Here is a 12,538-nt window from a genome sequence, read left to right on the forward strand (position 1 = left end):
CCATGGAATTTAATAACCTGCACGAAGTCCTTCGCAACTTATATGATGAAATGCTCCCGCTCTCTGCTGATATGGCAGCAGTGGCCAAAGGAGTGGCAGGACTGGGGGCACTGTTCTTTGTGGCCATGAAAGTATGGCAGGCACTCAGCCGGGCAGAACCCATAGATGTATACCCACTGCTAAGACCATTTGCACTCGGGCTCTGTATCATGTTTTTCCCTACGATGGTACTGGGAACCATCAATGCCATATTGAGCCCGGTAGTAAAGGGAACACATGGTATTTTGGAAAATCAGGTCCTTGACCTCAATGAGCTGCAGGCAAAAAAAGACCTGTTGGAAAGAGAAGCAATGATCCGAAATCCCGAAACTGCCTATATGGTATCCGACGAAGCCTTTGATAAGAAATTGGATGAACTGGGCTGGTCGCCTTCTGACATTCGAACAATGGCAGGAATGTATATGGACAGGCAGGAATACAAGATCGAAAAAGCAATGAAAGAATGGTTCCGCAATCTGCTGGAAATACTTTTTCAGGCAGCAGCACTGGTTATTGACACGATACGCACTTTCTTTCTTATTGTACTTTCTATTTTAGGCCCGATAGCCTTTGCCATATCGGCATGGGACGGATTTCAGTCCACACTGAGCCAGTGGATTACCCGATATGTCAGTGTGTATTTATGGCTTCCGGTAGCCGACCTGTTCAGCTCGATGCTTGCCAGGATACAATCGCTGATTATTGAAAGGGATATTGAAATGCTTGCCGATCCCACTTTCATTCCCGATACCTCCAACACCGTGTATATCATCTTTATGATTATCGGCATCGTAGGGTACTTTACCATCCCAACAGTGACGGGCTGGATTATTCAGGCTGGAGGTGCAGGCAACTTTACACGTAATGTCAACCAGACTGCGATGAAATCCGGAAATATTGCCGGGGCCGGCGCAGGTTCAAGTATCGGGAATATCGGTGGCAGGCTGATTAACAAATAACACTTAAACATCAAGGAAAATGGAATTTAATACACTACGAAATATCGAAAACAGTTTCAGGCAGATCCGGCTATACGTCATTATTTTTGCGGGACTCTGCGCGGGTGTCACAGGATATGCCCTTTGGAAGTCCTATAGTTTTGCCGAACAGCAGCGCCAGAAAATCTATGTACTGGACAATGGAAAATCACTCATGCTGGCACTTGCGCAGGATGCGTCCATCAACCGTCCTGTAGAAGCAAGGGAACACGTAAGGCGGTTCCATGAATTGTTCTTTACACTTGCTCCGGACAAGAATGCCATTGAAAACAATATGAAACGCGCGTTCAATCTTGCCGACAAAAGTGCCTTTGATTACTACAAAGACCTGTCGGAGAAGGGATATTACAACCGTATCATAAGCGGCAATGTACAGCAGCGCATTGAGATGGACAGTGTGGTCTGCAATTTCGAGACCTATCCCTATGCCGTGCGCACCTATGCCAAGCAATTTATCATCCGTTCGAGCAATGTAACAAAGCGAAGCCTTGTTACATCCTGCTTCCTTGTAAACTCAGTCCGTTCAGACAATAACCCGCAGGGCTTCAACATCGAAAAATTTGCAATTGCTGAAAATAGAGACATTGAAGTTCTAGAACGTTAAAAATTAAGACTTATGAAACTTTTACTTGATTTAGATGAATTCGCAAAAACCCTGACCAACAAAGGTTATGACGGCTTCTTTCTTACGCAGGAGGGTTATCCCGACAAAGTCAAAGACAGCATCAACAGGTTCCTAGAGGCTTGCCGTAATGGTACGGACAGACCATTACACGATAATTTATTGTCTTTAAATACTTATCTCGAATGGAACGGTGAAGACAAAGAAAAAGTTGGATGCCGTATGTGGGTAAAATTTGAGGATGACAAATTCGATATTCAGAAAATTGAAATTGAAAGGAAAGGCCGCTATGGGCATTTAATAAAAAAATCAGAATTGACAAACCTTACAACAAGTTCTGTCCCGACAGCAAAAGAAGCCCTTGCCAAAGTGACCGACAAGCCTGAACAGCAGCTTTCTTTCCGAAAAAAAGGTTTTAGGTTATAATATCCCATAATCAATAAAGCATGAAAAAACTACACAAAAATAAAGAGAGCCTGGTTGACAGCCTTGATAAGTGCTGGGATCAAATGCCCGTAAAGAAGCAGCATAGCTTTATACTATACTTTTTTGCAGGATATCTGCTGCTGACGGCTGGTGTACTGCTTCAAGTATGCTGTGCTACTTCGAATTCTGACCACCATATCCCTGTCGAGCATATCAAAAACCCTGTCTTTGAAAAGAAAGAAAGTCCGGCTTATTTACAGGACACATTACCGTTAATCCTAAAAAATAAAATTTATGAAAGAAAATAAAAAAAAGGTCAGCATTCTGACCGATGATGGCCGCCAAAGCAAAACGTCCCATTTTCCAGATGAAAAAAAGGGCATGATGGAAAAAATTAAAAAACCGCTGATATTTGGTTTGATGGGTATCGTATTTACGGGCTGTATGTACCTGATTTTTAAACCATCTTCTGATAAAAATCAAACCCAGAACATAGGACTTAACGATTCGGTGCCGCAGCCTTCAGAAGCCATATTGCAGGCAGACAAACAAAAGGCTTATGAGATGGAAATGCTTGAGCAGAAAGAACAGCAAAAGCGCAGTGACCTCAAAACCTTATCTGATTATTGGAATGAGGAAAGTTCTCAGGGGAAACAAGCAGCATCTGATCAGGATGACCAAAGCATCGGCTACACCGGCAGTACTACAGCATCGGGAAATCCGGCTGTAAACAGCTATCGGAACGCGCAGAGTGCAGTGGGTTCTTTCTATCAGGATGATAATGGCCAGACGCAGGAACTTCGAAGACAATTGGACGAGTTAAAAGAAAAGCTGGCTGAAAAAGAGATACCTGCCGGGGTAACGGCTGCTGACCAGCTGGCACTTATGGAAAAATCCTACCAGATGGCAGCCAAATATCTTCCTTCCACTGCAAATTCCGGTGAAACTGCAAACACAAAGAGCAGTACTCCTGCGACTTCAAAGGCTGTCTATTTTGAATCCTTTGTTCCGGCAAAAAAAAGCGGTGTATCTGCCCTGTACCAAAAGCCTGCTGACAGCTCCTTTTTATCAAATTGGAGCAGCGAGGGAAAACAAAGTTTTCATACAGCAGGTTCTTTGCAGCAGAACTTACAGCCAAAAAACAGTGTGAAAGCCTGCGTTGAGCAAACCCAGACTATTATCGGCGAAAGCACTGTCCTCCTGCGTTTATTGGAGCCTGCCCAAACACCGGGCAGAACCATTCCTTCAGGAACAATTCTGACGGCTGATGCCAAGATTCAGGTAGGCCGTTTACAGTTAAAGGTTACTTCCATGGAAGTGGACGGCAGTATTATTACGGTGGATGTCACGATCTATGACCTCGATGGACAACAAGGCTTGTACGTGCCGTATTCGCCTGAAATAAATGCCCTTAGTGAAATGGCCGGCAATATGAGCCAGACTTCCGGAACAAGCCTCATGCTTACACAATCAGCAGGTCAACAGATGGCAGCTGACTTAAGCCGCGGTGTGGTCCAGGGAATCTCAGGTTACTTCTCCAAAAAAGTAAGAACGCCGAAAGTAACCATAAAGGCAGGCCACCGGCTATATCTGGTTTCCAAAAAACAATAATAAACTTAATAAAAATCAAACAATGAAAAATCATCTTAATTTTTTGTGGGCTATTGCCCTATTGATCGGCCCTGTCCTGCCCTCTTTTGCGCAGGAAAACCCAAAAACACATCTTGGTTTGGGCAGGATAGAACCTTACCAAATGCAGGTAACCTATGATAAGACTTCGCATTTAATTTTCCCGGCCGCCATTCGTTACGTAGACTTAGGCAGTGAATACCTGATAGCCGGAAAAGCAGAAGATGCAGAGAATGTCCTGCGTGTAAAAGCATCGGCACGGGACTTTGAAACGGAAACCAACTTTTCTGTAATTACAGATGAGGGCAGCTTTTACAGTTTTAATGTGCAATACAGTTCCTGTCCCCAGACACTGAGCTATAACCTGCCGGATATGCAAAAAGCAGTGGATAAATCAAATGGGCAGGATGTCCTTTTTGAGGAGCTGGGCAGTAGCTCCCCGTCATTGGCAGGACTGCTTATGGAAACCATCTACAAAATGGACAAGCGCATTGTCAAGCATATCGGAGCCAGGAGTTTCGGTATCCAGTTCGCCTTAAAAGGCATATACATCCATGATGGCAAGTACTATTTCCATACCCAGCTTGCCAACCGAACCAATGTTCCTTTCCAGATTGATTTTATCAATTTTAAGGTGGTGGACAAAAAATTAGCCAAGCGCACCGTACTGCAGCAACGACCACTAATACCCCTGCGTACTTACAAGCCACTGGGTAAGATTGGCGGTACAGCGTCCGACCAGAACGTTTTCCTGCTGGAGCAGTTTACCATTGCCGATGACAAGGTACTGCTTATTGAGATTTTTGAAAAGAACGGAGGCAGGCACCAGGTCCTTCAGGTGGAAAATTCGGATTTGATAAGAGCCCGCTTGATAAATGAGATGCACCTTAAATTTTAATAACGTAATATAACAATTTTAGAAAAATGAAAAAGTATATCCCTGTAGTAATGCTTATCCTGATAAGCATGACATCGGTACAGGCACAGCGCATGCTGCCTGGACAAAAAGGAGTTGAAATAAATGCAGGAACCTTACCTGACAATCCTCCGGACAGGAACTATTACCTGGGCATCAGTATGACCGTAAATGCTAAAAACGGCAACTACCAGATTTGGGCTTTGGAATATTCCCATCAGAATTACACCTACAAAGACCTGCGTGTACCTCATGAAACCTATACCGCAGAAGGCGGCTACAGTTTTTTCCTGCTGGGCGATGCCCGCAGGAACATCACCCTGAATACAGCGCTGACCGGGCTTATAGGTTATGAAAGCATTAATCGCGGAGAGCAGATGCTTTATGATGGGGCAAAACTAATTAGTGAAGATAATTTTATTTATGGCGCTGGGGGAAGGCTGTCTATGGAAACCTACCTTTCCGATCATATTGTACTGCTCCTGCAGGGACGCCTAAAAGCGTTGTGGGGCACAGATCTAAAGCAGTTCCGGCCTGCGGCAGGTTTGGGATTAAGGTATAATTTTTAAAACGTAAAACGATGACAGCTTTTTTTAATAAACTCAGAGCACGATTACTCCCCGTAGCAGTAATGATAAGCTCTTTTACCCTTTTGTCCTGCAGTGGGGACGAACTGCAGATACAGAATAATTTTCCTTTTGAGGTAAAGGTAATGCCTGTGCCTACAGCGATTTCCAATGGAGATAGGGTAGAAATCAGGATAACTATACAGCAAAACGGACATTACACAGGCACACAATACTTTATCAGGTACTTTCAGTCTGAAGGTAAGGGAACCCTGCGATATTACGACGAGCCGAAGTATCTGCCCAATGATTTATATCAGATGCCGGCACAGCAGTTCAGGCTTTATTATACTTCTCAGTCCACAGTTTCCCAGTCATTTGATGTCTGGATTTCGGATAATTTCGGAAACGAAAAGCAGCTTATTTTTCAATTTAACAACAGCGATTAACAGTCAAGAACCGGTGTAAATTTCTATTTATAAAATTCACATTTCAATCACAACCCGAAGCTTTCTTCGGGTTGTTTTATTTTATACATCCCTTGAGATCTCTAACGAAATAATTGCTTAACTACATAAACGTTAGTATATTAGTTCTAATTTAAGATACCGATAAATATTTAAGTAATGAAAACTTAACACTCATCTTATGAAAAATGTTATAGAACGTACCAACAAATTTTATATCGAAATGTCAAGAAGAGTACTCTCTGAGAAGGAATATGAGGTACTGCAGAAGCTCCTTATAGAAAAAATGTCCCTTCAGCAGGTGTCAGTCCTTTATGGCGTAACGGGTGAAAGTGTCCGCCAGATTTATGAAAAAACGTATAAAAAAGTAAAAAGCGTTACTGAGCTTCTTGCTGAAATTGACCACTACAAACAAAAGCTGCAGCAGTTAAAATACGACTTCAAATACGAAAGCCTGCAAATCAAAAAAAGGAAAACTAAAACTGAAACTGACCCGCATAAAATACTCTATTCAAGCCACTTCCCTTTCAGTAAAAGAATGTACAGTTTTTTTGAGGTTTTGGATATTCACACCATAGGACAGCTATCCGAAATACCTTTAAAAAATTTCGAGCGTTTCAAGGGATTTAAACATGAGTGCAAAAAAGAATTGATAGCTTTTATAGAGTTTGAAAATATTGAGCATCTTTTTGAAGGCTTTTATGTGTGGAAAATAAAACGAATTGAGTAAGGAGCAAGGGCAAAAAATCCAGTTTTAAAAATGCGGCGTTCTTTTGCTTCTTTTCTTTGGCCGCGCTTGTGGAAAGAAAAGAAGTCCGCTGAAAACAACAAAAGGGATACAGAATATCCCCACAAACCACATCACAGCGGGTTTGATAAAACAGCGAAGCAATGCTTTTTTATCAAATTGGCTGTATCCTATTTACGCAAAAAGACTGCCCCGACCTTTGGAGGGAGTGTCTTTTTGCCGCCCGATTTCTCGGGTCAGCCCACTTTTAAGGGCTGTAACTGAAAGTTTTTAAGATTGAGAAAAAATCCCCTATTGCCAGTCATGCCGTAGCGAAAGAGGTTCCATAAAAGCGAGCATCCCATCTGTGCTAATGTCGAATTTATAAACAAATCCTGTTTCTCCAGGCTTTCCGCCAATGAACAGCTCGGCGTATCGTCCTGCTCTTCTGACTGCGTTAACAAATCTGCAAATTCTTCGGTGACAAACGGCAGGCTCGTCACAGTTTCGTATTTCTCGGAGTTAGGCTGTTTTATGCCCTTGATGGTGGATAAAATGACCTGTCCTGTGTGCTGGCTGTTTCCGAAGTCCATCCAATATTTCGGCTCATCTCTGTTATGCAGGCAACTCTTTTGCCCGTTTAAAATATCCGCTATTTCAAAGCGGGACTGCACGTTGTCCACGCACGAAATATAAATAACCGCCCCTGCATTTTTGGGCAGTCTTCCCAAATTGTCTTTTTCAAATTTCACGTTTTCCGCTTTCCAAGCCGTTCCCATAAAACGGTTGGCACGGTTGATAAGGGTTACGGATTTGTAAAGCCCTACCTCGCAATGTGCAAAACGCTGTCTGCCCAAATTGGCACTTGTGACAATATCATCATCCCAAAGACGCACGGAGAGTCCTGCGTGTCCAAGTTCTATTAAACTATGGTTCATTTCCATCAGGGCAGTCAGTACTTTTGAGCCTGTACCGCCTGCCCCAATGAGGTTTACCGTAATGGGATTGGTCGGATTTATCAAATCATTATCGGCAAAATGTATTTTTGTTTTCTCGGTCTTCATCACAGTAGATTTTTAAGTGTTTTATTGTTCTTTTGAAGTACTGCTGTGGGAAAGGGTCTTCCTGTTGCGACAAGGTCTTTCCAAAGGCTCACGCAGTTGCCTTTTATGAGGCTCTTCTCCCCCATTAAATGGCTGAAATAGCTGTTAAAAAAATAGTTTTCCCAAGCATTTGTAAACTGCTCCACCGAAGCAGAATTTTTGATATTGATATTGACCGAACCCATACAAACCCTGCCGTCCTCGTAGATATTGAAAAATGGAGCGTAATATAATACCGTATTCTCTGTTGGTCTTCTTCCGCTTAAAAGGGCAAAAACCCTTAGGCTGTTTTTTGTCGCATGCCAAAGCAAAGGCGGTACGTGCGCCATATCACTTGGAATCCCAAGGCTGTCCATGAAATACAGTTTGCGTTTCTGCGATTTGGTGTACCATAGTACAGACCCCTTCCCTGCACTGGGATTGATATGCAGAATATTTGTCGGGAGAATCCCTTCTGATTTTAAAAACGCTTTGTCTTTTTGCTTTTCAATGAGCATTGATCGTGCCAATGCTTTTGCTTCACGCTCTGTGAGCGGATGTGCATTGATGGGAGTGCCGTTTTTATCCATATCAAAATGCTCCACATACAGGTCTTTGTCCGCTTTGCTTTGATAGAAAACCAATGCGGATTTAGGATGGTACAATGTCCCAAAACTTGCTGTTATGTCATTAATGGCATTCATATTCGAGTGGTTTTATAGTTATATAATATTGAGCACATATCATCCAAAAGTGCAAACAGGCGGTTCTCAAAATCAAGGCTGTTACCTGATATATCAGACCCGTCAAAGCATTTTATTATTGCAGGTTCATCCATTGCACCGTATTCATTAAACTCATTGTTGATGCCCTCGGCAATACTCTGGTAGAGCCACCCTTTAGTTTCGGATATGAAAGAAATGTACTTTTCCATGCCGATGGTTTCATTTTCGGTGTCATCATTTTCATTCTCTTTATTTGTGGGTGCGTTTCGAAAAATGTTTTCCTGCGGATACTCTTTATACAGCGCAAAGGCTTTAAAAGCGGTTTCCCTGCATTCATAGTCAAATGCATCACGGCATTTAAAAGAACTCAAACGCTTTTCAAAAACCTCTAAATTGATGAGGTTAAAAATCTTCTGCTCTATGCGGTCTCCAATGAGTTCCGCTTTGTCAAACTCAAGTATATCCCTTTCGACTTCTTCGCCTTCATCGTCCTGTTCCACCCATTCTTTGTGCATTTCGTACATCCAATAGAGATAGCTGTCCTGCTGTCTGTAATAGGGAATCTCGGCAATAAGATAAAGATAGGAGCATACGGATATAAGAAGCTGTGCATTTTTTCTGCACTTTGGGTCATGAAGCATTTGATAGAGTGATTCAACTGGAATATAATACAGGGTTGTGCCTGTATTGTATTTTTCCTCACTGATAAAATACGTTTTATTGCTATCCTGCAACAGACGCAATTCGGGGCAGTTTAAAAAATTCTGTTTCAGCTTTTCTTCCATATCCCATAAAGCCAATGCCATATTATAGGGATATTCAAACTGCCCCGTGGGCATCGGCACTATGTTGTAATGCTCGGCAAGACTACAATGTGAGCTATAAAAATCCTCCTGCATTTTAACGGTATCCTGACAAGCCTGTAGCGTTTTACTTTCGTGGAGTTTAGGCAGAAAAGAAGTCTTTAGAAAACCATCGGAAGCATTGGAACAGGAACTGACCTTGGTTTGTCTTTCTGAACTTCGCCTGCGTCTTTGGGTCTTCGCATCCAATGGGCAAACTCGCTGAGCTGCCGGTGCAACTGCTTTTGTCTTTTTTGTTCGGGCGGGTTTATTGTTCCCGCTATAAGTTGTCTGTACATAATTCATCACTTTAAAATTTTAGTTAACCTTTCGTTCCCATTACGCTTTCAAATCGGTATTCTACTGCATCATCTTTGATGGCGGGAGCGGATATTTTGGCGGTTGTCAAAATTGGGTATGTCGGGGCGTAAAAATTCAGTACGGCTTCCACGCTCCAACGTGGTTCGGGGTCTAAAAGACTGATTTCCTGCCCTTTATCTTTGAGTACGAATACTCGTTCTAACTTTGTAGCTAATAACATGATTTCTGATTTTTACATTAAAAATTATTCTTCCTCTTGCTCGACATTTTCCTCTTCCATTTCATCAGTGGAATCGGCTGTAATTTCTTCGGGATTAAGGGATTCGTGTTTTTCCTGTTCCATTGCACCAAAAAGGCTTGGCGCAGAAAACTTGTCCGACAATGATGTTTTACGCCTGCGTATCTCGTCGGCTTTTTCGGGGAACTCTGTTATTTCGGGCACTTTTATCCATGCCTCACGGAATTTCCCTTCTTTTTCGAGTTCATCCGCCTTTGCCATTGCCTCTTTGAACTTCTTGTCTTTGGCCTGCTGTTCTATCTTCTGCTTATCGGCTTTCTCTTTCTCCATTGCCGACTGTTTTTTGGTATTTTCAAGCTGTTTCATATAGCCTTCCATATCCACCATCAGACCCGAAGCGGACTCAATGGGCGTAGTGATATTTTCAAAAAAACCGCTATCGAGTTCTTCGGCTGTTCCCCTGAGGTTCAAAGGCGGTATGCTGTGCTTGGCATTGTCCCCGCACGCCTCGTTTTGGAGCATCACCAGTACGATAAGCCTGTCCTCTGCCCCTTTGGCAATGGTAATGTGCAAATCGCCTATGATCTGCAACTGTGCTATCTGATTGAAAAAATTAGTTGTCGTTTCCATAATTTAATTTTAATTTTTTAATGATTGACTCTATAACACTCTGCTCATCATGCCCTAACCTGTAGAGGCGTTCGATGTAGCTTTTCATATTTTCCTGATATTCCTTTTCTCCCTCTTCCCCTTTTAAGATAAGCAGATGGGTGTTCCATTCCCCGACCGCTTCCCTGATGATGGCTATAAGCTTTTGGGCGTACTTTTTTTCGGCTGTCTGGCTTTTTTTTGAAAGTCCCAGTTCTACGTACATGTCCAAAATATGCCAATATACTCGGGCTTCCTTGCCTATACTGCGGTGTTTGCTGACAAATTGATTGTAGAGATACAGTATAAACTCAAAATTGTTTGGATACTTTCTTGCCATAATTCCTGCGTTTTTATATTATTCAATTGTGCAAATCTTCATCTATTATTTGCAACGCTTAAAACCTGATTTTAAAGGCTGTCACATCTCGGGCAACAGCCTTTAGTTATCTGCCTGCCTAATTCAGGTTTAGGATTTCTGCGCCATCTGCCTGAAAAGCCGTGCACAGTTCAAATGCCTTTTGGGCTTTTCCCTGAGCTGTGCCTCCCATAACAATGGACTGCAGTTTGGCTTCGTTATCCTTGTATTTGCGTACATTCTGATAGTAGCCCGTCACGGCATTATAAGCCCCGAAAAGCGTGCCTTTTGTGGTTTCCATCTGCTGGGATTCGCTTGCCATGGCGTAGGCAAAAGCATCATCTACCGTATTTCTAAACACAGTGGAAAGGTCATCTTCTGCTCCTCTTTTTAGTAAAGTGAGTGTTTCGGTATTGGGACATAGTGCCAATTGAATCATTTTTTTAACCTGCGTGTCTGTTACCTTCACTTGTGCCCATTCATTGAAAATGCCTTCAAGCTGACTGCTCAGTCTGTCAGCCAGTCCCATCACTTTATAGGCATCCTCAAGGCGCTGTTTTGCGCCCGATGTATGGCGGATGCGCACCACGTTGCTCATCGAGCGAAGCGAAGCATTAAGGGTATTTTGGCATACGATGCGTATGGGCGTAAAAGCCGCTGTGATGCTTCCGCTCCCGTCGTGCGAGGTGGTCAGGAAAATGTACTTTTCCGTTACGTCGTCCCCGTTTCCGACCCTGATATAATCAGGGAGTTTGGCGGTAATAAAGATACGCTCGCCCTGTCCGAGTGCCCCTGCGGTTTCGTAGAGTATACCGTCGCCACCGCCTACAATGGCATCAAAAAAACTGAACGCCTCACGGTTCTGCACGATATGGTAGTCTTTCCCCACTACCCCTAAAACGGCATTGCTGTCGGTGCGGATAGTGGCAAAACAGTCAGGTACTGCCAGTTCAGTACTATCCATTTCAATACCGCCCGCAGTTTGGATAATGCCCGAACCCTTGGTGTATAAAGGGCTTTTAGCCACCTCATAATCAAGCCCTGCATGTCTGATGGCTTCTTGGCTTGTCGGGTACTGCTCTACAATCTGCCCGAGCCCGTGCCATGCTTTTTCTTTTACACTGAAAAATGAATACTTTCCTGTTTGACTGTTGTAATTGATATTATGTGCCATGATATTTGATTTTAAAAGTTTGAAAAATAAAATTGTTTAGAACCCTTTACTGCCTGCTCAAAACGGGATGTCGTCCTCAGGCTCTTTTAAGGTGGCTTTTTTGTTTTCTCCCTGCTCTGCAGTCTGCCCTGTTTGCACTGCGCGGGTACCATCGGACTTCTTCCCGCCCCCGTGCAATTTAATATTGGAGGTATTGAAATTCAGCCCCGCGCGCGGTTCCCCGTCATTTCCGCTCCACGCCCTCGCGCTTACCATGCCTGTGAGCTCCACCACCGTGCCTTTGGTCAGCCACTCGGCAACCCTTGGGCTTATCCAGTAGGCGCATTCGAAAAAGGTGGTCTGCTCTACCCTGTCGCCTTTTTTGTTTTTGTAGCTCTCGTTGATGGCTACTGAAAAATTTACTACCTGTCTGCTGTCTGACAATGTGCTTACTTTCGCATCTTTTGTCACTCTTCCTGTAATGTTCATGATTTCTGATTTTTAAATTGTTACTTTCTTTTTCCCGCCCCCCATTTTTACTTTTGACTTTTTTTACTTTTCTTTTTTTTTGAAATTTTATTCGGCAATGAGAGCAGGCGCTGTTTTGTTTCATCATTGCTTTATTCAATATTTCAATTCTCATTTCTGACATTTTTTTTATTCGTCTAAAGAGCCGCAGTATGCTATGTTTTGTTTCATGAGCATAAAAAGGTGAGTGTCCCCCAAAAGCAAGGCTCTGGCAAAAAATACAACCCGGAGGGTGGAGATTTTTTAGCCAGAC

The 12,538-nt window shown here is 43.0% G+C and carries 17 protein-coding genes; 9 read left to right on the top strand and 8 right to left on the bottom strand.

Going from position 1 to position 12,538, the window contains the following annotated elements:
- Window positions 1-2: 2 nt before the first annotated feature.
- The 9 genes from traJ (at window position 3) to L1276_RS04555 (ending at window position 6,393) form a co-directional block, all read left to right on the top strand.
- Window positions 3-998: a conjugative transposon protein TraJ gene (traJ, locus tag L1276_RS04515; protein WP_253785844.1), complete on the top strand. Its 996-nt coding sequence runs from the start codon at window positions 3-5 to the stop codon at window positions 996-998.
- Between the two features lie 19 nt (window positions 999-1,017).
- The gene (traK, locus tag L1276_RS04520; RefSeq protein WP_253785845.1) at window positions 1,018-1,641 is read left to right on the top strand and encodes a conjugative transposon protein TraK; all 624 of its coding nucleotides are present in this window, start codon (window positions 1,018-1,020) and stop codon (window positions 1,639-1,641) included.
- Between the two features lie 12 nt (window positions 1,642-1,653).
- Complete coding sequence (locus L1276_RS04525; RefSeq protein WP_253785846.1) at window positions 1,654-2,085, top strand: hypothetical protein; 432 nt, start codon at window positions 1,654-1,656, stop codon at window positions 2,083-2,085.
- A gap of 20 nt (window positions 2,086-2,105) precedes the next feature.
- Window positions 2,106-2,393: a nitrogen regulatory IIA protein gene (locus L1276_RS04530; protein WP_253785847.1), complete on the top strand. Its 288-nt coding sequence runs from the start codon at window positions 2,106-2,108 to the stop codon at window positions 2,391-2,393.
- Window positions 2,380-3,696: a conjugative transposon protein TraM gene (gene traM / locus L1276_RS04535; RefSeq protein WP_253785848.1), complete on the top strand. Its 1,317-nt coding sequence runs from the start codon at window positions 2,380-2,382 to the stop codon at window positions 3,694-3,696. Before L1276_RS04530 ends, traM begins: the two co-directional genes overlap by 14 nt.
- Before the next feature lie 22 nt (window positions 3,697-3,718).
- Window positions 3,719-4,612 (top strand): conjugative transposon protein TraN, encoded by an 894-nt coding sequence (traN, locus tag L1276_RS04540; protein WP_253785849.1) that lies wholly within the window; start codon window positions 3,719-3,721, stop codon window positions 4,610-4,612.
- A gap of 26 nt (window positions 4,613-4,638) precedes the next feature.
- A complete protein-coding gene (locus L1276_RS04545; protein ID WP_253785850.1) occupies window positions 4,639-5,199 on the top strand; it encodes a conjugal transfer protein TraO in 561 nt (186 codons plus the stop codon).
- 11 nt (window positions 5,200-5,210) lie between these two features.
- Complete coding sequence (locus tag L1276_RS04550; RefSeq protein WP_253785851.1) at window positions 5,211-5,645, top strand: DUF3872 domain-containing protein; 435 nt, start codon at window positions 5,211-5,213, stop codon at window positions 5,643-5,645.
- A 199-nt stretch (window positions 5,646-5,844) separates the two neighbouring features.
- A complete protein-coding gene (locus L1276_RS04555) occupies window positions 5,845-6,393 on the top strand; it encodes a sigma factor-like helix-turn-helix DNA-binding protein (RefSeq protein ID WP_253785852.1) in 549 nt (182 codons plus the stop codon).
- 254 nt (window positions 6,394-6,647) lie between these two features.
- Here L1276_RS04555 and L1276_RS04560 read toward each other — a convergent pair whose 3' ends face one another.
- From L1276_RS04560 to L1276_RS04595, 8 genes are all read right to left on the bottom strand, one after another.
- The gene (locus L1276_RS04560; RefSeq protein ID WP_253785853.1) at window positions 6,648-7,454 is read right to left on the bottom strand and encodes a PRTRC system ThiF family protein; all 807 of its coding nucleotides are present in this window, start codon (window positions 7,452-7,454) and stop codon (window positions 6,648-6,650) included.
- Window positions 7,454-8,176, bottom strand: coding sequence for a prokaryotic E2 ligase family D protein (locus tag L1276_RS04565; RefSeq protein WP_253785854.1), 723 nt, complete (start codon window positions 8,174-8,176; stop codon window positions 7,454-7,456). Before L1276_RS04565 ends, L1276_RS04560 begins: the two co-directional genes overlap by 1 nt.
- Entirely contained in the window at window positions 8,173-9,345 is a 1,173-nt protein-coding gene (locus L1276_RS04570; RefSeq protein WP_253785855.1) for a hypothetical protein, read from the bottom strand. The genes L1276_RS04565 and L1276_RS04570 overlap by 4 nt, the downstream gene beginning before the upstream one ends.
- A gap of 16 nt (window positions 9,346-9,361) precedes the next feature.
- Window positions 9,362-9,580, bottom strand: a complete 219-nt coding sequence (locus tag L1276_RS04575) for a PRTRC system protein C (protein WP_253785856.1) — start codon at window positions 9,578-9,580, stop codon at window positions 9,362-9,364.
- A 24-nt stretch (window positions 9,581-9,604) separates the two neighbouring features.
- Window positions 9,605-10,228 (bottom strand): PRTRC system protein E, encoded by a 624-nt coding sequence (locus L1276_RS04580; protein ID WP_253785857.1) that lies wholly within the window; start codon window positions 10,226-10,228, stop codon window positions 9,605-9,607.
- The gene (locus tag L1276_RS04585; RefSeq protein WP_253785858.1) at window positions 10,212-10,586 is read right to left on the bottom strand and encodes a hypothetical protein; all 375 of its coding nucleotides are present in this window, start codon (window positions 10,584-10,586) and stop codon (window positions 10,212-10,214) included. The genes L1276_RS04580 and L1276_RS04585 overlap by 17 nt, the downstream gene beginning before the upstream one ends.
- Window positions 10,587-10,704: 118 nt before the next feature.
- Window positions 10,705-11,778, bottom strand: coding sequence for a DUF932 domain-containing protein (locus tag L1276_RS04590; protein ID WP_253785859.1), 1,074 nt, complete (start codon window positions 11,776-11,778; stop codon window positions 10,705-10,707).
- A gap of 57 nt (window positions 11,779-11,835) precedes the next feature.
- Complete coding sequence (locus L1276_RS04595; protein ID WP_253785860.1) at window positions 11,836-12,246, bottom strand: single-stranded DNA-binding protein; 411 nt, start codon at window positions 12,244-12,246, stop codon at window positions 11,836-11,838.
- Window positions 12,247-12,538: the final 292 nt, after the last annotated feature.

The organism is Flavobacterium sp. HSC-32F16 (assembly GCF_024171645.1).
GTDB lineage: Bacteria > Bacteroidota > Bacteroidia > Flavobacteriales > Flavobacteriaceae > Flavobacterium.